Genomic DNA, 16,214 nt, shown 5'->3' on the forward strand with positions numbered 1-16,214 from the left:
GATCAGGTGAGCGCGAACGCCACCAGCGGCGTCGTGCTCGGCCGCGTCGACCCGCCCGCCGGCTCCTCGGTCACCCCGAAGGACCCCTTGCCGCGTACGCCCACCAGCAGCCGGGTGCCGGCGCCCTGCCCGGACGGCAGCACCCCGGCCGAGGTGGCGGTGCCGCCCTCGATCAGCCAGAGCTGGTAGGCCCGCCCCGGCGCCGGCGCGGCCAGTCCGTCCAGCAGCGCCACCCCCTCGTCCCGGCTCGCCGACGCGACCACTGTCACCCGGCCACCGGCCGGTGCGGTGGCGCCGCGGACGACCGCGTCCGGGGCGGCCAGCACCGCCCGGATCCGGCCCACCTCGTCCCGGGCCGCGCCGGCCTCGGTGCGCGCGTCGCGTACCCGCTGCTCCTGGGCCACCCAGGTGGCCGCGCCCGCGCCGCCGGCCAGCAGCACGGCGGCGGCCGCGACGGCCACCCGGCGCCGCCAGGTCCCGGCGCCGGGCGGCTCCGCGCGACCCGCCCGGCCGGGCCGTTCCTGCGGGGTGCGCCGGATCTCCGCCAGCACCGCCGCGCGCAACGTGGGCGGCGGCACCGACCAGGTCGGGTCGGCCAGCCGCGCGACCGTCTCGCGCAGTTCGGCCAGTTCCAGCGCGCAGCTCTCGCAGTGGTCCAGGTGCCGGGTGAACGCGGCCCGCTCGACGTCGTCCACCGCGTCGAGCACGTACGCCCCGGCGAGCGCGTGGATGTCGGTCATCGGCTCAGCTCCACTCCCAGGCAGTCGCGGAGACGGATCAGCCCGTCCCGCATGCGGGTCTTGACGGTCGGCAGCGCGGCGTCCAGCAGGCCGGCCACCTCGCGGTAGCTGTGTCCGCCGTAGTAGGCCAGCGTGATCGCCTCGCGCTGCACCTCGGTCAGCACGTCCAGGCAGCGCCGCACCTGCTGCCGCTCCAGCCGCGCCGCCGCCTCCTCGGCCACCTCGTCGTACGGCGTCTCCCGGGAACCGGCGGCGACCCGACGGGCGCGTTCGGCGCCCGCCTGTTCCGACCGGACCCGGTCCACCGCGCGGCGGTGGGCGATGGTGAAGACCCAGGCGGTCGCCGAGCCCCGGGCCGGGTCGAAGCGGGCGGCGGTGCGCCACACCTCCACCAGCACCTCCTGGGCTACCTCCTCGGCCTGGGCCGGATCCCGCAGCACCCGCCGGGCCAGGCCGTAGACCCGGGGCGAGACGATGCCGTAGAGCCGTTCGAACGCGGTCTCGTCGCCGCGCGCCACCGCCCGCAACAGGTCGTCGGCCTCGACCCCCGGGTCCGGGGCGGCCGGGGACAGCGCGTGCAGCCTCGACCGCCCCGGCACGTCACCGGCGCTGTCGCCGTGGGTCATCCGGTCCCGCCTTCCGTCCGCTCCGTCTGCCAGCACGGTAGGCATTCGGAGCCGGGGCCGTCCCGGATGGGCGGGGTTTCCCGCTCCGGCCGCTGTCGCTCGCGTGCAGCAGCCGGAACAGCACCAGCCACTGCTCGGGCCAGACCAGCCCGACCGGGGTGTCCGGCGCGACCCGGGCGGCGCGCAGCGCACCGTCCACCCGGCGGCCGGGATGAGCGGCGCGCAGCGACGCCGCGAGCGAGCCGCCGACGCCGCCGAACCCCAGCTCCACCATCCGCCGGTACGCGGGCAGCGTGTCCGGCGCGAGCAGCGGCACGGCGCGGCGCTCCAGGCGCAGGATGCCACCGTCCACGGCCGGCACCGGCCGGAACGCCTCCCGACGCACCCGCCCGGCCAGCCGCCAGTGGTGCTCCGGCCAGGTGGACACCGTCAGCCGGCTCCACCGGCCGTGGTCGCCGGCGCGCTTGCGGGCGTAGTCGAGCTGGGTGAGCAGCGTCGCGGCCCGCAGTCCGGGCGCGGCGAGACACCACCGGACCACCGCCGCGGTCAGTGACCAGGGGATGTTGCCGGCGACCGAGAACGGCTGGTCGGGCGGGGACGCGGACAGGAAGTCGGCCGACCGGATCTCCACGTGCGGCAGCCGCGCGCAGGTCGCCGCCAGGTCCGGCAGCACGGTCGGGTCGACCTCGTAGGCGACCAGCCGGCCGCAGCGCGCGGCGAGCGGCCGGGTCAGCTGTCCACGTCCGGCGCCCACCTCCAGCAGCAGGTCGTCCGGTTCGGGCCGGACCGCCCGGACCATCCGCGCGACGGCGGCCGGGTCGGCGAGGAAGTTCTGGGACAGTACGCGACGGGACCGGTCGCGTGCGGTGGGTCGGCGGGGCGCCACGGGTTCGTCCTGTCTGTCGCCGGACGGCGACGGGTACGGACCGCTGCGCGGGTGTCGACGCCGGGCCGGCGGCGCTCCGGACAGGCCGGGTGCCGTCGGCGTGGGTGAGCCGGCGTGGATCGGTCGGGCGGTCCGAGCGGATCGGGACTCGGACGACCCTGGAGGGTTGGTCGGGACGCGGACCGGCCGGACCACCGCGCCACCTCGGTGAGGTGGGGTGGCCCGTGACCGCCCGACGCCACCACCTCGGCGAGGTGGCGCGGTCGGCGGATACCGGATGCCGCCACCTCGGGGAGATGGCGGGCCTGAGCCGAGGAACGCCACCTCCGGGAGGTGGCGGGACCGGCGGGTGCCCGGGCCGGGGAGGCTCGGGGCAGGTGGTCGGGTCAGGCGCGGCGGTGGGCGTCCCGGCCGGCCAGGGCCGGGCGCCGGACCCGCGGGCGGGCGACCAGGAGGGGCCCCCACGCGGCCGGCGCGGCGGCCACGTCGATCAGGGCATGCGTGAACATGCCGGCCACGCTAGCGGCGGGCCGCTCGGCCCGCGACGGGATTTCTACAGCTCGACCGTGCGGCCCTGGGCCCGGGCGGTCTCCGCCGCGTCGAGCACCGCCACCACCTCGCGGCCGAAGCGCACGTCGCAGCGGTGGTCCCGGGTGCCCGCGTCGACCTCCTCCAGCAGCTGGTCCAGCGCGGCGCCGAACGCCTGGAGCACGCTGCCGTCGCCGGGCGGGACGCTCTCGGTGCCGTTCTCGCCGAAGAAGACGAAGTCCCGGGCGACCGCGTCGGCCGGCGCGTCCAGGGTGAGCGAGAGCGAGCTGGTCGCGCCGCCGTCGTGGGTGAGCAGGAGATGCACCAGGCCACTCGGCCCGTCCATCGCGGCGACCCGGGTGACCCGACCGAGCACCGGCAGGATCAGCGACAGCGCGTGCGGGCCGATGTCCCAGAGCGCACCCCGGTCCCGCCGCCACTGCGAGTCGCCGTACGGGTTCCCGGGCTGGTAGATCGAGGCGAACATGGTGGCCCGCGCGTGCTGCCAGCCGCCGGCGGCGGCGGTCGAGGCGAGGAAGCCGGTGACGTTCGGGTGGAAGCGCTGGGTGAAGAAGACCACCGAGGCCACCCCGGACCCCTGGGCGGCGGCGACCACCCGGTCGGCGTCGGCCAGGCCGAGCGCGAGCGGCTTGTCCAGCAGCAGGTGCCGCCCGGCGGTGGCGGCCCGGACGGCGATGTCGGCCTGCACGTCGGGCGGGAGCGCCACGGCGACCGCGTCGCACGCGTCGAGCAACGCGTCGACCTCGGTGAAGGCCGGGACGCCGTGCCGGGTGGCCAGTTCCTCCGCCTTCGCCGGGTTCCGTCCCCACACGCCGGCCAGGCGCGCCCGCGGATGCGCGTCGATGGCCGCGGCGTGCGTCTCCGCCGCCCAGTGACCGGTGCCGAACAACCCGAAGCGCACCCCGACCCCCTGCCGTCGTCGTCGGCCACCGGCGTACGCCCGGGGCCGTGATCCACGCTAGTCGTCCGAACCGCCCGGCGCGCCCCGACCCGGCGGGGACGGCGCTACTACACGGATTAGTAGACTGGGCCGGTGAACGACACAGCGTCGATGACCAGCGCCGCGGCGGCCGGCTCGCCGGTGGACGGGATCCTCGCCACGATCCCGATCGTGCTCTCGCTGGTGGTCGCGGTCTGGGCCCTGGTGGCCGCCGTGCGCCGGCAGCCGCCGGACCGGCTCCAGTTCGTCGGCCTGGCCGTGCTGGAGGTGGCGCTGCTCGCGCTGACCGTGGTCGCGCTCGTCGCGCTCGGCGGGGGCGACCGGCCGGGCGAGCCGGGCGCGTTCTTCGGCTATCTGGTGACGCTGGTCTGCCTGCCGCCGCTGGCCTGGGTGCTGGCCCGGATGGAACCGACCCGGTGGGGCTCCGCGATCGTCTGCGCGATCTGCCTGGTGACGCCGGTCGTGGTGGTCCGGCTGCAGCAGACCTGGGAGGTCGTCGGTGGTTGAGACCCGGACGCCGGAACGTGCCACCAACCGGGGGCCGGGCCGGCTGCTGATCGCGGTCTACATCCTGTTCGCCATCGCCGCGACCTCGCGCGCCGGGCTGCAGATCGCCACGAAGTTCGGCGAGGCGCCGGTGGCGTACCTGCTCTCCGCGCTGGCGGCGCTGATCTACATCGTGGCGGCGGTCGGGCTGGCCCGCGCCGGGCACGCCGGCCGCCGGGTGGCGCTGGCCTGCTGCTCGGTCGAGCTGGTCGGGGTCCTCGCGGTCGGCGTGCTGAGCATCGCCGACCCCGAGCTGTTCCCGGACGAGACGGTGTGGTCGGACTTCGGCAGCGGTTACGGCTACATCCCGCTGGTGCTGCCGGCGCTCGGCCTGTTCTGGCTCTGGCGCACCCGGCGCGACCCCGCCTGAGCGGGGCCGCGCCGGGCAGCGGTCAGTCCTTCGGGCCGCCGGCGACGTAGATGACCTGGCCGGAGACGAACGACGCGCCCTCGCTGGCCAGGAACGAGATGGTGTGCGCGACGTCCTCCGGACGGCCGGCACGGCGTACCGGGATCTCGGCGGCGGCGTGCTGCTGGAGCGCCTCGAAGTCGACCTTCATCCGTGCTGCCGTGGCCGCGGTCATGTCGGTGACGATGAAGCCCGGCGCGACGGCGTTGACGGTCACCCCGAACGGGCCCAGCTCGATCGCCAGCGTCTTGGTGAAGCCCTGGAGGCCGGCCTTGGCGGCCGAGTAGTTCGCCTGCCCCCGGTTGCCCAGCGCCGAGGTGCTGGAGAGGTTGACGATCCGGCCCCACTTGCGCTCGACCATGTGCTTCTGCGCGGCCTGGCTGAACAGGAAGGCGCCGCGCAGGTGCACGCCCATGACCGTGTCCCAGTCGGCGTCGGTCATCTTGAACAGCAGGTTGTCCCGGAGCACGCCGGCGTTGTTGACGAGCACGGTCGGGGCGCCCAGTTCGGCGGCGACCCGTGCCACGGCGGCCTCGACCTGGGCCCGGTCGGAGACGTCGGCGCCGACGCCGAGAGCCCGGCCACCGGCCGAGCCGATGGCGTCCACGGTCTCCTTGGTGGCGGACTCGTCGATGTCGACCACGGCGACGGCCATGCCGTCGGCCGCCAGCCGGCGGGCGGTGGCCGCGCCGATGCCGCGCGCGGCTCCGGTCACGATGGCGACGCGGGGCTCCTCCGACATGATTACCTCCCGGTAACTTGGGGTCGATCGAAGGAGCCTAACCCGCGCGCGCCGCGATCAGAGGTCCCGGCCCCGGCAGAGCCGGATCCAGCGGTAGCCGTGGCCGGCGAGCTTGAGCCGGTCGAGCTTGCCGACGTCCTCGTAGTTGCGGTCGGTCAGCACGTCGATCGGCAGGTCCGCCTCCGGGGCCAGCGTGCTCAGGTCGATCTCCACGTCCTCGGTGCCGAGGTTGTGCAGGAAGACCATGGTCCCGGTACGCCCGTCGGCGCGGTGCGCGAGCACGCCGGGCGGCATCGGCACGTCGATGTGGGTGGTGCTGCCGGAGCCGATCTCCGGCGCCTCCCGCAGCGTGCGGATCATGCGCTCGAACCAGCCCAGCAGCGAACGCGGGTCCTTGCGCTGGACGGTGACGTTGACCTGCTGGTAGCCGAAGTCCCCCTTGTCGATCACCGGGCGGACCAGCTTCTCCGGCTCGGCGGTGGAGAAGCCGGCGTTCTCCTTGTACGACCACTGCATCGGGGTGCGGATCGCGTCCCGGCCGTCCAGCGCCAGGTCCTCCCCCATTCCGATCTCCTCGCCGTAGCGCAGCACCGGCGTGCCGCGCAGCGAGAACTGGAGCGCGTACGCCAGTTCGATGTGCCGCCGGTCGTTGCCGAGCATCGGGGCGAGGCGGCGGCGGATGCCCCGGCCGTAGAGCTGCATGTTCTCGTCCGGCCCGAACTTCGCCAGCACGTCCTTGCGCTGGTCGGCGGTGAGGCGGGACAGGTCGATCTCGTCGTGGTTGCGCAGGAACGTCGCCCACTGGCCGCCGGTGGGCAGCTTCGGGGTGTCGCGCAGCGCGTCGATGATCGCCTCCGGGTCCTCCCGGGCGAGGGCGAGCATCAGCCGGCCGTTGAGCATGAAGTCGAAGAGCATGTGGATCCGGTTGCCCGAGCCGCTGCCGTCGCCGAAGTAGACCGGCAACTGGTCCGGCTCGACGTTCGCCTCCGCCAGCAGGGCCGCGTCACCCCGGCGCCACTGCACGTGCTGGCGCAGGTCGGTGAGGAAGTCGAAGTCCTTGGGCGAGTTCGGGTTGCCCGGCTCGGTCTTCTCGATGATGAACGGCACGGCGTCCATCCGGAAGCCGGAGACGCCGAGCTGGAGCCAGAACGAGGTGATCTTCTTGATCTCCGCGCGGACCTTCGGGTTCTCGATGTTGAGGTCCGGCTGGAACTTGTAGAAGCGGTGGTAGTACCAGGCCTTGGCGGTGCGGTCGTAGGTCCACGTCTCGTGCTGCTCGCCCGGGAACACCATGCCCTGGTGCCGGTCGTCCGGCTCGTGGTCGGCCCAGACGTACCAGTCGCGGTAGGGCGAGTCCGGTGAGGACCGGGCGGACTGGAACCAGGGGTGCTGGTCCGAGGTGTGGTTGACCACCAGGTCGATGATCACCCGGATGCCGCGGTTCTGCGCCTGGTGCAGCAGCTCGGCGAAGTCGCCCAGGGTGCCGAGGCGCGGATCGACGTTGTAGAAGTCGGTCGCGTCGTACCCGTCGTCCTTGTTCGGCGAGGGGTGGATCGGGTTCAGCCAGAGGCAGGTCACTCCCAGCCTGGCCAGGTAGTCCAGTCGCCCGATCAGGCCCTGGAAGTCACCCACCCCGTCGCCGTCGGAGTCCGCGTACGTGTCCACGTCGAGGCAGTAGACGACCGCCTCCTGATACCACCTGTCACCCATGCGGCAACTACTTCTCCGAACGGCCGATCCGGCAAACCCGGTACGGTGCCCCCATGAGCGAGGAGGCCTCGGACTGGTCCGCCGGTGTCTGGCTGAACCCGCCGGAGCGCGCCGAGCCGGTCGACGGTGGCCTGTTGGTGGAGCCGCGCGGCGGCAGCGACTTCTGGCGGCGCACCAGCTACGGCTTCGTGCACGACGACGGCTCGGCGCTGCTCGCGCCGTTCCCGGTGGACAGCGCCGTCGAGGTCTCCTTCCGGCTGGACTACGGCGCGCAGTTCGACCAGGCCGGCGTGCTGGTCCGGGTGGACGAGCGGCGGTGGACCAAGGCCGGCGTCGAGGTCAGCGACGGCGCCCCGCAGGTCGGCGCGGTGGTGACGGACGAGTTCTCCGACTGGTCGGTGGCGCCGGTGCCGGACTGGTCGGGGCGGGACGTGACGGTGCGGGTGAGCCGGGCCGGGGACGCGCTGACCGTACGGGCCCGGGTGGCGGACGAGCCGTGGCGACTGGTCCGGGTCGCACCGCTCGACCCGGCCGCCGAGGCGTCGGCCGGGCCGTACTGCTGCTCCCCCAGCCGGGGCGGCCTGGTGGTCCGCTTCACCGGCTGGCGGCGGGGACCGGCGGACGCGGCGCTGCATCCGGAGAGCTGAGCCACAGGTGTGGGCGGGGCCGGGCCGGGTACTACCCCCGGATCCCCGGCAACCCTGTGGAAGGACCACGATGGCCCTGGCCCAAGACGTCGACCCGAACCAGTTCACCGGGCTGACCGGCTGGGTGGCCAGCGTGATCGACTCGTTCGGCGCGGTCGGCGTGGCCCTGCTGGTGGCGTTGGAGAGCATCATCCCGCCGATCCCGAGCGAGATCGTGTTGGCGATGGCCGGCTATCTCTCCGCCGAGGGCCGGTTCAACGTCCTGCTGATCGTGCTCGCCGCGACGGTCGGTTCGCTGCTCGGCGCGCTGGTGCTCTACTGGCTCGGCGCGGCGCTCGGCGAGGACCGCCTGAAGCGGTGGCTGGACCACATCCCGCTGGTCGACCTGGAGGACCTGGAGAAGGCCGACCGGTGGTTCGAGCGGCACGGCCGCTGGGCGGTGCTGATCGGCCGGGTGGTGCCGGTGGTCCGCAGCCTGGTCTCGGTCCCGGCCGGCGCCAACCGCATGCCGTTGGGCGAGTTCGTCCTGCTCACCACGCTGGGCAGTGGGGTGTGGAACGCGTTGATCGTCGGCGCCGGCTTCACCCTCGGGTCGCGGTGGAAGGACGTCGACCGGTACAGCCAGTGGTTCAACTACGCGATCTTCGCCGTGTTCGGCGTCATGATCGTGAGCTGGGCGGTGAAGAAGGTACGCCGGCGGCGCGCCCGGCGGCAGTCGGTGACCGCCGGGCGCTGACCGCCCGCCTCAGCGACGGAACGTGAACCAGTTGACGTTGACGAAGTCGGACGGCTGGCCGCTGCTGAACGTCAGGTAGACCGTGTGCCGCCCGGTCACCCCGCCCACGTTGCCGGGGACCGACCGCCAGGTCTGCCAGCCACCGGTGTTCCCGACCGCGAAGCTGCCGATCGGCGGCGCGGTCGGGCTGTCCACCCGGACCTCGACCAGCCCGCTCACGCCGGCCGCCGCGCCGGAGGCGACCCGGGCCACGAAGTCGCGCGGCGGGGTCGACCCGAAGTCGACGTTGTCGTAGCGGGCCCAGTCACCGTTGGCCAGCCAGCCGATGTCCTGGCCGCCCTCGGCGCACGTCTCCACCTGCACGCCGTTCTGCGCGTTGAACGACTCGGCCTGGATGGTGGCGTAGGCGTCCCGCACCCCGCCGGGCGGCGGGGTGGTCGGGGTCGGCGACGGGTTGCCCCCGCCGCCGCGGGTGTAGACCGCCACGTAGTCGACGAGCATGGACCGGCCGGACACGGTGGCCGAGGTCGGCGTGGCCGAGCCGGCCACCCCGTCCGGGAAGCCGCCGCCCATGGCCACGTTGAGCAGCAGGAAGTAGCCGGCGTGGTTGGTCATCTGACCCCAGTACGGCTCGCCGACCTGGTTCTGCCCGACGGTGTGGAAGAGCTGGCCGTCGACGTACCAGCGCAGTTGCTGCGGGCTCACCGAGGCGTCCCACTCGAACCGGTAGGTGTGGAACGCCGACTGGCAGATGCTGCCGGGGCAGGCCCGGGACGCGCCGATGCCGTTGAACTCGCCGCACGGGCCGCCCGGCGCGACCCCGCAGTGCAGCACGCCCCAGACCGAGTTGATCCCGTTGACGTTCTCCATCACGTCGAACTCACCGATGCCCGGCCAGTTCTGGTAGTTGCCCCGGTAGGGGGAACCGAGCGCCCAGAACGCCGGCCAGTAGCCGGCCGCCGCCGCGCCGGTGACGTTGGGCATCTGGATCCGGCCCTCCAGGGCCAGCACGCCGCCGGACGGCGGTTTGAAGTTGGCCCGTACCGTCTCGATCCGGGCCGAGGTCCAGCGGCCGGCGGCGTCCCGCAGCGGCGTGATGCGCAGGTTGCCGGCGCCGTCGTGGGCCAGGTTGGCGGTGCTGGAGGTGTAGGTCTGGATCTCGCCGGTGCCCCAGTTGGCCGGCCCGCCCGGATAGCTGGTGCCGGTGTCGACGATCCAGTTGGCGGACGAGGGCAGCGTGTTGGCGGCGCCGGTGAAGTCGTCGCTCCAGACCAGGCTCCATCCGGAGGGTGGGGCCGGCACGGCCGCCTGCGCGGTCATCGAGACGCCGGCGAGCGCGGTGGTGGCGGCGAGCACGGCGGCGGCCAGGGCGAGCCGGCGGCGTGGCCGGGGCACGGTGGTGGGGGCGGCCGGGGCCGCCGGGATCGGGTCCATGTCGGGGTGCCTCTCTGCGGGGACGGGGCGGAGAGCGCTCTCTGAGAGCGATTTCTACGCGCCCGCCCCCGCACTTGTCAACGCTTGTCGATGGGTTCCGGAACCGGGCGGCGCAGCACCGCCTGCTCCACCGCGGTCCACGCGGTGGTGGTGACCAGGTAGAGCACGGCCGCGAGCGGCACCACCAGCGCCACCAGCACGGTCCCGAACGGCAGCAGCGGCACCAGCCGGCCGAGCACCGCCGCGCCGGGGCCCTCGGCCGGCGCGCCGGCCACCGTGCCGGTGGCGGCGGCCGCCCGACGCGCCCGCCGGGAGGACCACCAGGCCAACGCCAGCAGGACCGCCAGCAGCACCCCGAACACGACCGGCACCGGCCCGGCCAGCCCGTCGCCGAGGTGCCACCCCAGCGGTACGCCGGCCAAGCGCTCCCCCAGCAGCTCCGGCGCGCCGTCACCGGTGGCGAAGAGGCGGTACATGACCAGGAAGAACGGCGCCTGCAACAGCGCCGGCAGGCAACCGGCGACCGGGCTGGCGCCGGCCCGCCGGTAGAGCGCGAACAGCTCGCTCTGCAGGCGGGTGGGGTCGTCGGCGTACCGGCGCTGGAGGTCGCGGACCTCGGGCGCGAGCGCCGCGCGGCGCCGCTCCCCACGGACCTGGGCCACGGTGAGCGGCGAGATCAGCAGCCGGACCCCGGCGGTGAACAGGACGATGGCGGCGGCCGTCGCGGCGCCGCCGGCGAGCGGGGCGAGCGTGTCGGCGAGCCAGGTGACGACGACCGCGGCGGCCGAGGCCGCGGCGTGCAACGGTGCGAAGGCGAGCATGAGGAGACCCCTCGGTGGCGATTCCGGATGCCCCGGGGCGGCGACGCGCGGCGGGACGGAGGACGACGGAGTCGGCCAGGAGAGCCAGCAGGAAGGACAGGCGGAGGACACCGGTTCGCCCAGGGGCGGGCGACGGGACCGCAGCCGGGCGGCGCCTGGTGCGGGTGGCTGCCCGCCGGGCGTCCGGCGTGCGGCCGCCGGCATGTGGCTGCCCGGTGGTCCGTGTGGGGTGCGGCTGCCCGGTCCGGTGTGGCTACGCGGCCGAGGGGCGCAGCCCCGGCGCCCGGGGACGCGGACGGCCCGCCGCGTCCGGGTCGACCTGCCGGGGCACCCCGCGCCGGCGGGCGCGGGCCCGCAGGGCGGCGGCGTAGCGGCTGCCGGGCGGCGCGGGCAGCGCCCGGACGCGCAATGCGAGCAGCGTGGCCAGCAACAGCGCGGCGGCGACCGCCGCGCCGGCGAGCAGCCCGACCGGCCGGTCCGCGACCAGGGCGAGGCCATAGGCCCAGAGCCCCGTCAGCACCCCCAGCATCCCCGCCACGAACACCACCGTAGCCCCCCGTGTCACGTCCGGAGTGCCCCTTCGCACCACCTCGCCGAGCTGGCGCAATCCCCTCCCGCCCGACCCACGCGGCCCGGACCCGCCACTACGGCGAGGTGGCGGTATCGAAGCCCGCCTGATCCCCCCACCTCCCCGAACTGGAGGGATCACGGGGGCTCGAACGGGCGAAACGGGCCGACACGCCGAACGGCGCGTTTCCGGGCGACGACACGGTGGGTAACAGGGCCTCGACCACGCGGCACGGTGCCGCAGCGGGTCCGGAGGAAGCGGTGGTGACGATGGGCGGCTCAGTGGCGGAGCGGGAACGGAACGCCGCGCCGGGCGGAACGGACCTGCTGACGGTCGGCGTCGAGGAGGAGTTCCTGCTGGCCGACCCGCACACCGGCGCCGCCGTACCCGCCGTCGACCTGGTGATGGAGCAGGTGCCGGCCGAGCTGCGGGGGCAGGTGGAGCGCGAGTTCCAGACCAGCCAGATCGAGATCGGCAGCCCGCCCGGGCTGGAGCTGTCCTCGATCCGGCACTCGCTGGCGATGCTCCGCACCGAGCTGGCCGACGCCGCCGAGCGGGCCGGCGTACGGCTGCTGGCCATCGGCACCGGTCCGGTCGACGGCCCGGTGCCGCCGGTGGTGGACAAGCCCCGCTTCGACCGGATGATCGAACGGTTCCGGCTGCTGGTGCCCGGCCCCGGCAACAACGGCATGCACGTGCACGTCGGCATCCCGGACCCGGACACCGGCGTGCACGTGCTCAACCACGTCCGCCCCTGGCTGCCGATCCTGCACGCGGTCACCGCCAACTCCCCGTTCTCCCGGGGTGCGGACACCGGCTACGCGAGCTGGCGCTCGGTCGAGTGGGAACGCTGGCCGTCGGTCGCGCCCACCCCCTTCCTGGAGTCGCACGAGCACTACGAGCGCCTGATCCGCCAGCTCATCGCCAGCGGCGTGATGCTGGACGAGGGGATGCTCTACTGGTATGCCCGGCTCTCCGCGAAGTACCCGACCGTGGAGATCAGGATCGGCGACGTCTGCCCATCCGTGGACGACGCGGTGCTGGTCGCGGCGCTGGTCCGGGCGCTCGTGGCGACCGCGCTGACCGACATCGCGGCCGGCCGGCCGGCCGTCAACACCGACCACCACCTGCTGGTCGCGGCGCACTGGCGGGCCGCCCACGACGGGCTGGAGGGCGAGGGCGTCGACCTGACCGACGGCGAGCTGCGCCCGGCCTGGGAGCTGCTGGACCGGCTGGTCGACCGGCTCCGCCCGGAACTGGAGCGGCACGGCGACCTCGAGCGCGTGACCGACCTGCTCGGCGGGCTGCGCCGGCACGGCAGCGGCGCGGCGCGGCAGCGGGCGGTGTTCGCGCGTACCGGCAAGATGGTCGACGTGGTCGCGGACGTGGCCCGGCAGACCCGTGGCTGAGCTGCCCGCCGGCCGGGGCCCGGCGTGACAGGATGAGCGGCGTGGCGGAGCGGATGATCGTCGTCGGCGGGGACGCCGCCGGCATGTCGGCGGCCTCCCAGGCGCGACGCCGTCGTGACCGCACGGACCTGGAGATCGTCGCCTTCGAGCGGGGTCACTTCACGTCCTACTCGGCCTGCGGCATCCCCTACTGGATCAGCGGCCTGGTGCCGGAACGCGACCAGCTCGTGGCCCGCGCCCCGGAAGCCTTCCGCGACGACTTCGACATCGACGTCCGGATGCGGCACGAGGTCACCGCCATCGACCTCGACCGTCGCGAGGTGGTCGCGCGCGACCTGGACGGCGACCGCGAGGTCCGCGTCGGTTTCGACACCCTGGTATACGCCACCGGCGCCCGACCGGTGCAGCCGGAGTGGGCGCGCGACGACGTGGCCGGCGTGTTCGGCGTGCAGACGCTCGACGACGGCGCCGCACTGCTCGACTGGCTCGAACGCGAGCCCCGGCCCCGGCACGCGGTGGTGGTCGGTGGCGGCTACGTCGGCGTGGAGATGGCCGAGGCGCTGGTGCAGCGCGGGCTCTCGGTGCAGCTGGTCGAGCAGGCCGCGCAGCCGATGTCGACGGTCGACCCGGACATGGGCGAGCTGGTGGCCGAGGCGATGCGGGGCACCGGCATCGGCATCCGCACCGGGATGAAGGTCACCGGCCTGGATGAGCGGGACGGGCGGATCGCCGCGGTGGTCACCACCGAGGGACCGATCCCGGCCGACGTCGTGGTGCTGGGTCTGGGCGTACGCCCGAACACCGCGCTCGCCGAGGCCGCCGGCCTGCCGCTCGGCCCGTCCGGCGGGATCCGGGTGGACCGCCGGATGCGGGTGCCCGGCGTGCCCGGCGTCTGGGCGGCCGGCGACTGCGTGGAGAGCCTGCACCGGGTCAGCGGCATGCCGGTGCACGTCCCCCTCGGCACCCACGCCAACAAGCAGGGCCGGGTGGTCGGGATCAACATCGGCGGCGGGTACGCCACCTTCCCCGGCGTGATCGGCACCGCCGTGACGAAGGTGTGCGACCTGGAGGTCGGGCGCACCGGGCTGCGCGAGCAGGACGCGGCCAAGGCCGGCTTCGAGTTCGTCACCGTGCTTGCCGAGTCGACGAACCGGGCCGGCTACTACCCGGGCGCGGAGAAGATGACCGTGAAGCTGATCGCCGAGCGACCCAGCGGGCGGCTGCTCGGGGCGCAGATCGTCGGCCGGTCCGAGGCGGCCAAGCGGATCGACGCGCTCGCCGTGGCGCTCTGGAACGGCATGACGGTGGACGAGATGACCGCGCTCGACCTGGGCTACGCCCCGCCGTACGCCCCGGTCTGGGACCCCGTGCTGATCGCCGCCCGCAAGGCCGTCGACGCCCTGGCCGGCACGGGTCGCTGACCCAGGGCCGGCTATGTCGTCTGCCGCGACTCCGTGGCGGCCTGGACGAAGGCGCGGACCAGGGCGGTCTCCCCGCCGGTGCGCCAGACCGGCGCGTAGTGCAACACCGGCCCGTCGGTGATGGGCAGGAAGGTGATGTCGCCTCGCTGCCGGGTGGATGCCACGTCCGATCCGACCGGAGACACCACCTTGCCGCCGGCGATCCCCCGGAAGGCCTCCTCGAGGGTGTGCACGCCCAGTCCGCGCCGGACGGGTCGCCCGGCCGGGGTGGTGGACGGGGTGTGCGCCTCCCACACGTAGTCGGGAATGGGTCCCTCGGGGTAGACCACCGGATGGTCGCCGAGATCCTCCAGTTCGACGCTGCCCCGGCTGGCCAGCGGATGATCGGCGGCGACCGCCAGCACCAGATCCTCGTGGTGCAGGACCGGCCCGACCGTGAGGTCGGGCTCACGGATGGGTAGCCAGAGAATCCCGATGTCGATCGCGCCGGCCCGCAACGGCCCGAGGGGGTCGGTGGGCAGGATCTCGCGCAGGCGCATGTCGCACTGCGGGTGTCGCTGCCGGAACAGGTCGAGAGCGGCCTCGACCGACAGGTATTGGGTGGCCATGGTGCCGACGGTCAGCGTGCCGGCCTGGCCGCGGGCGGTGGCGGTGGCCTCCTCGATGCCGGACATGATCTCGTCGTAGCCGGCGCGGAGACGGTCGCGCAGCCGCTCGCCGAGTGGCGTGAGCCGGACGGCGCGGCTCGTACGCTCGAACAGGCCCCCGCCGATCCGACGCTCCTGCTGCTTGATCGACTGACTGACCCGCGACTGCGACACGTGCAGGCGTTCCGCCGTGCGGCCGAAGTGGAGCTCCTCGGTCAGCGTCAGGAAGATCTCGATGTCACGTAGTTCCACCGGGCGGCCCTGTCTCCCATCGTCACACTCGACCGCAGAGTCTAGGCCGCCTCGGAGACGCGCCGCCCGGCGCGATCCGGGCCACGCGTCACCGTGAGGGCCGGCGTCGATCGATTACCCGTGGCTCATGCGGCGATGCGATCTTCTGCGTTGTTCGGCCAGGGCGGCCGGACGAGGGTGGACGCATGAGCGAAGGCCGGATCGACATCGTGGCGGAGCCGGATCACCTCGGCGTCGCGCGGTGGCACGCCGTGGCTTCCCTCGGCCGGGTGGCGGGGGTAGCCGGTCTGCGCCCGGTCGAGCCGTTCGAGTGCGGGTGGCCGCCGCCGACGGCCGCGCCTTCCGGCGCTCTCGAACTGAGCCTGCACGTGGAGCCGCCGTGGCGCCGACGGGGGATCGGCTCGCGGCTGCTGGCCGCCGCCGGTGCGCACGCCGCGGGCCGGCGGCTGGTCGCCGAGGTCGGGGCGGGTTCGGCCGGGGAGTCGTTCTGTGTCCGGCACGGCTTCCGACGCACCGGGTCCTGGGATCACGACCTGCTCACCTACTGCGATGTCCACCACGCCTGGCTGGGCGAGTTGGTCGACGTCGAGCACCCCGGCTACCGCCTGCGGCACTGGGCCGGGGACCCGGGCGACGCGACGAGCGTCGAGCAGTTGCTCCGGCGCCCGAGCCGCCCCGGTGACGCGGTGGTGAGCGCGGCGGAGGCGGACGACGGCCTGGTCGCGTACGCCCTGGCACGGAGCGACGGACCGCGGCGGTGGCGCGCCCGCCAGTACGGGCCGGCAGTGCGTGGCGACCATCGCGAACGGCGACTGGGCCTGTGGGTCAACGCCGCCCTGATCAAGCGGATACGGGAGATCCACCCGCACGTCGAAGAGGTCGAGACCCGTACCGCCCACGACGACCCGGCCCAGCTGGCCCTGCGCCGGCACCTGGGCTTCCGACCTCTCGGGCGGAGTGTCCGCTACGAGCTCACCCTGCCGTAACCGGCGGCCCCGACCACCACGACAGCGCGCGGGGCCCACGCGCGCCATCAAGGAGAGGTTTGTCATGAAAGGTGAAGTATGCCCGAGAGACTGCGTCGCCCCTTCCGGAGGCAGGGACCCGCCGCACGATCGCGGCTCCGCCGCC

The 16,214-nt window shown here is 74.3% G+C and carries 16 protein-coding genes and 2 pseudogenes; 7 read left to right on the forward strand and 11 right to left on the reverse strand.

Annotated features, from left to right (window positions below; all coding sequences use genetic code 11):
* Positions 1-2: 2 nt before the first annotated feature.
* The 5 genes and pseudogenes from ACN27B_RS04160 to ACN27B_RS04180 all read right to left on the reverse strand — a co-directional run bounded on the left by ACN27B_RS04160 (position 3) and on the right by ACN27B_RS04180 (position 3,702).
* Complete coding sequence (locus ACN27B_RS04160) at positions 3-740, reverse strand: anti-sigma factor (protein ID WP_099163844.1); 738 nt, start codon at positions 738-740, stop codon at positions 3-5.
* Complete coding sequence (sigK, locus tag ACN27B_RS04165; RefSeq protein WP_099163843.1) at positions 737-1,366, reverse strand: ECF RNA polymerase sigma factor SigK; 630 nt, start codon at positions 1,364-1,366, stop codon at positions 737-739. The genes ACN27B_RS04160 and sigK overlap by 4 nt, the downstream gene beginning before the upstream one ends.
* Positions 1,367-1,466: 100 nt before the next feature.
* A pseudogene (gene erm, locus ACN27B_RS04170) lies at positions 1,467-2,252 on the reverse strand (ErmE/ErmH/ErmO/ErmR family 23S rRNA (adenine(2058)-N(6))-methyltransferase); the annotation flags it as partial.
* Positions 2,253-2,638: 386 nt separating this feature from the next.
* Entirely contained in the window at positions 2,639-2,761 is a 123-nt protein-coding gene (locus ACN27B_RS04175) for a hypothetical protein (protein ID WP_256385999.1), read from the reverse strand.
* Between the two features lie 44 nt (positions 2,762-2,805).
* Entirely contained in the window at positions 2,806-3,702 is an 897-nt protein-coding gene (locus tag ACN27B_RS04180; RefSeq protein WP_099163841.1) for a Gfo/Idh/MocA family protein, read from the reverse strand.
* Between the two features lie 150 nt (positions 3,703-3,852).
* Between ACN27B_RS04180 and ACN27B_RS04185 the strand changes: the two genes are divergently transcribed.
* Positions 3,853-4,248, forward strand: coding sequence for a hypothetical protein (locus ACN27B_RS04185; RefSeq protein ID WP_099163840.1), 396 nt, complete (start codon positions 3,853-3,855; stop codon positions 4,246-4,248).
* Positions 4,241-4,707 (forward strand): annotated as a pseudogene (locus ACN27B_RS04190) (hypothetical protein). The gene ACN27B_RS04185 and the pseudogene ACN27B_RS04190 overlap by 8 nt, the downstream one beginning before the upstream one ends.
* Here ACN27B_RS04190 and fabG read toward each other — a convergent pair.
* Together fabG and ACN27B_RS04200 are read right to left on the reverse strand one after the other, a co-directional pair.
* Positions 4,680-5,438, reverse strand: a complete 759-nt coding sequence (fabG, locus tag ACN27B_RS04195; protein WP_422743572.1) for a 3-oxoacyl-ACP reductase FabG — start codon at positions 5,436-5,438, stop codon at positions 4,680-4,682. The pseudogene ACN27B_RS04190 and the gene fabG sit on opposite strands and share 28 nt — an antisense overlap.
* 57 nt (positions 5,439-5,495) lie before the next feature.
* Positions 5,496-7,148 carry an alpha-amylase family protein gene (locus ACN27B_RS04200; RefSeq protein ID WP_099163837.1) on the reverse strand — a complete coding sequence of 551 codons (1,653 nt, stop codon included), beginning with the start codon at positions 7,146-7,148 and terminating at the stop codon, positions 5,496-5,498.
* A 53-nt stretch (positions 7,149-7,201) separates the two neighbouring features.
* On the opposite strand from ACN27B_RS04200, the gene ACN27B_RS04205 reads away from it, so the two are divergent.
* Positions 7,202-7,795 carry a DUF1349 domain-containing protein gene (locus ACN27B_RS04205; RefSeq protein ID WP_099163836.1) on the forward strand — a complete coding sequence of 198 codons (594 nt, stop codon included), beginning with the start codon at positions 7,202-7,204 and terminating at the stop codon, positions 7,793-7,795.
* A 70-nt stretch (positions 7,796-7,865) separates the two neighbouring features.
* Entirely contained in the window at positions 7,866-8,531 is a 666-nt protein-coding gene (locus ACN27B_RS04210) for a DedA family protein (protein WP_422743574.1), read from the forward strand.
* A 9-nt stretch (positions 8,532-8,540) separates the two neighbouring features.
* Here the strand turns inward: ACN27B_RS04210 and ACN27B_RS04215 are convergent, their stop codons facing one another.
* The 3 genes from ACN27B_RS04215 to ACN27B_RS04225 form a co-directional block, all read right to left on the reverse strand.
* The gene (locus tag ACN27B_RS04215) at positions 8,541-9,965 is read right to left on the reverse strand and encodes a carbohydrate-binding protein (RefSeq protein WP_422743576.1); all 1,425 of its coding nucleotides are present in this window, start codon (positions 9,963-9,965) and stop codon (positions 8,541-8,543) included.
* Between the two features lie 77 nt (positions 9,966-10,042).
* The gene (locus tag ACN27B_RS04220; protein ID WP_099163833.1) at positions 10,043-10,786 is read right to left on the reverse strand and encodes a YidC/Oxa1 family membrane protein insertase; all 744 of its coding nucleotides are present in this window, start codon (positions 10,784-10,786) and stop codon (positions 10,043-10,045) included.
* 253 nt (positions 10,787-11,039) lie between these two features.
* Entirely contained in the window at positions 11,040-11,315 is a 276-nt protein-coding gene (locus ACN27B_RS04225) for a DUF6412 domain-containing protein (RefSeq protein ID WP_099164925.1), read from the reverse strand.
* A gap of 299 nt (positions 11,316-11,614) precedes the next feature.
* On the opposite strand from ACN27B_RS04225, the gene ACN27B_RS04230 reads away from it, so the two are divergent.
* Entirely contained in the window at positions 11,615-12,763 is a 1,149-nt protein-coding gene (locus tag ACN27B_RS04230) for a carboxylate-amine ligase (protein WP_099163832.1), read from the forward strand.
* 41 nt (positions 12,764-12,804) lie between these two features.
* A complete protein-coding gene (locus ACN27B_RS04235) occupies positions 12,805-14,184 on the forward strand; it encodes an FAD-dependent oxidoreductase (RefSeq protein WP_422745842.1) in 1,380 nt (459 codons plus the stop codon).
* Positions 14,185-14,195: 11 nt separating this feature from the next.
* Here ACN27B_RS04235 and ACN27B_RS04240 read toward each other — a convergent pair whose 3' ends face one another.
* Positions 14,196-15,083 (reverse strand): LysR family transcriptional regulator, encoded by an 888-nt coding sequence (locus tag ACN27B_RS04240; protein ID WP_357963273.1) that lies wholly within the window; start codon positions 15,081-15,083, stop codon positions 14,196-14,198.
* A gap of 185 nt (positions 15,084-15,268) precedes the next feature.
* Between ACN27B_RS04240 and ACN27B_RS04245 the strand changes: the two genes are divergently transcribed.
* On the forward strand, positions 15,269-16,069 hold the full coding sequence (locus tag ACN27B_RS04245; protein ID WP_422743579.1) for a GNAT family N-acetyltransferase: 801 nt from the start codon (positions 15,269-15,271) through the stop codon (positions 16,067-16,069).
* Positions 16,070-16,214: the final 145 nt, after the last annotated feature.

Origin of the sequence: Micromonospora sp. WMMD754 (assembly GCF_049315235.1) — a bacterium.
GTDB lineage: Bacteria > Actinomycetota > Actinomycetes > Mycobacteriales > Micromonosporaceae > Micromonospora > Micromonospora sediminicola.

What these genes read in the sequence shown, in the direction of transcription:
- ACN27B_RS04220 (WP_099163833.1), bottom strand. Translation starts at nt 10,786, where the DNA reads ATGCTCGCCTTCGCACCGTTGCACGCCGCGGCCTCGGCCGCCGCGGTC.
- ACN27B_RS04215 (WP_422743576.1), bottom strand. Translation starts at nt 9,965, where the DNA reads ATGGACCCGATCCCGGCGGCCCCGGCCGCCCCCACCACCGTGCCCCGG.
- ACN27B_RS04245 (WP_422743579.1), top strand. Translation starts at nt 15,269, where the DNA reads ATGAGCGAAGGCCGGATCGACATCGTGGCGGAGCCGGATCACCTCGGC.
- ACN27B_RS04175 (WP_256385999.1), bottom strand. Translation starts at nt 2,761, where the DNA reads ATGTTCACGCATGCCCTGATCGACGTGGCCGCCGCGCCGGCCGCGTGG.
- ACN27B_RS04210 (WP_422743574.1), top strand. Translation starts at nt 7,866, where the DNA reads ATGGCCCTGGCCCAAGACGTCGACCCGAACCAGTTCACCGGGCTGACC.
- ACN27B_RS04200 (WP_099163837.1), bottom strand. Translation starts at nt 7,148, where the DNA reads ATGGGTGACAGGTGGTATCAGGAGGCGGTCGTCTACTGCCTCGACGTG.
- ACN27B_RS04205 (WP_099163836.1), top strand. Translation starts at nt 7,202, where the DNA reads ATGAGCGAGGAGGCCTCGGACTGGTCCGCCGGTGTCTGGCTGAACCCG.
- sigK (WP_099163843.1), bottom strand. Translation starts at nt 1,366, where the DNA reads ATGACCCACGGCGACAGCGCCGGTGACGTGCCGGGGCGGTCGAGGCTG.
- ACN27B_RS04225 (WP_099164925.1), bottom strand. Translation starts at nt 11,315, where the DNA reads ATGCTGGGGGTGCTGACGGGGCTCTGGGCCTATGGCCTCGCCCTGGTC.
- fabG (WP_422743572.1), bottom strand. Translation starts at nt 5,438, where the DNA reads ATGTCGGAGGAGCCCCGCGTCGCCATCGTGACCGGAGCCGCGCGCGGC.
- ACN27B_RS04160 (WP_099163844.1), bottom strand. Translation starts at nt 740, where the DNA reads ATGACCGACATCCACGCGCTCGCCGGGGCGTACGTGCTCGACGCGGTG.
- ACN27B_RS04185 (WP_099163840.1), top strand. Translation starts at nt 3,853, where the DNA reads ATGACCAGCGCCGCGGCGGCCGGCTCGCCGGTGGACGGGATCCTCGCC.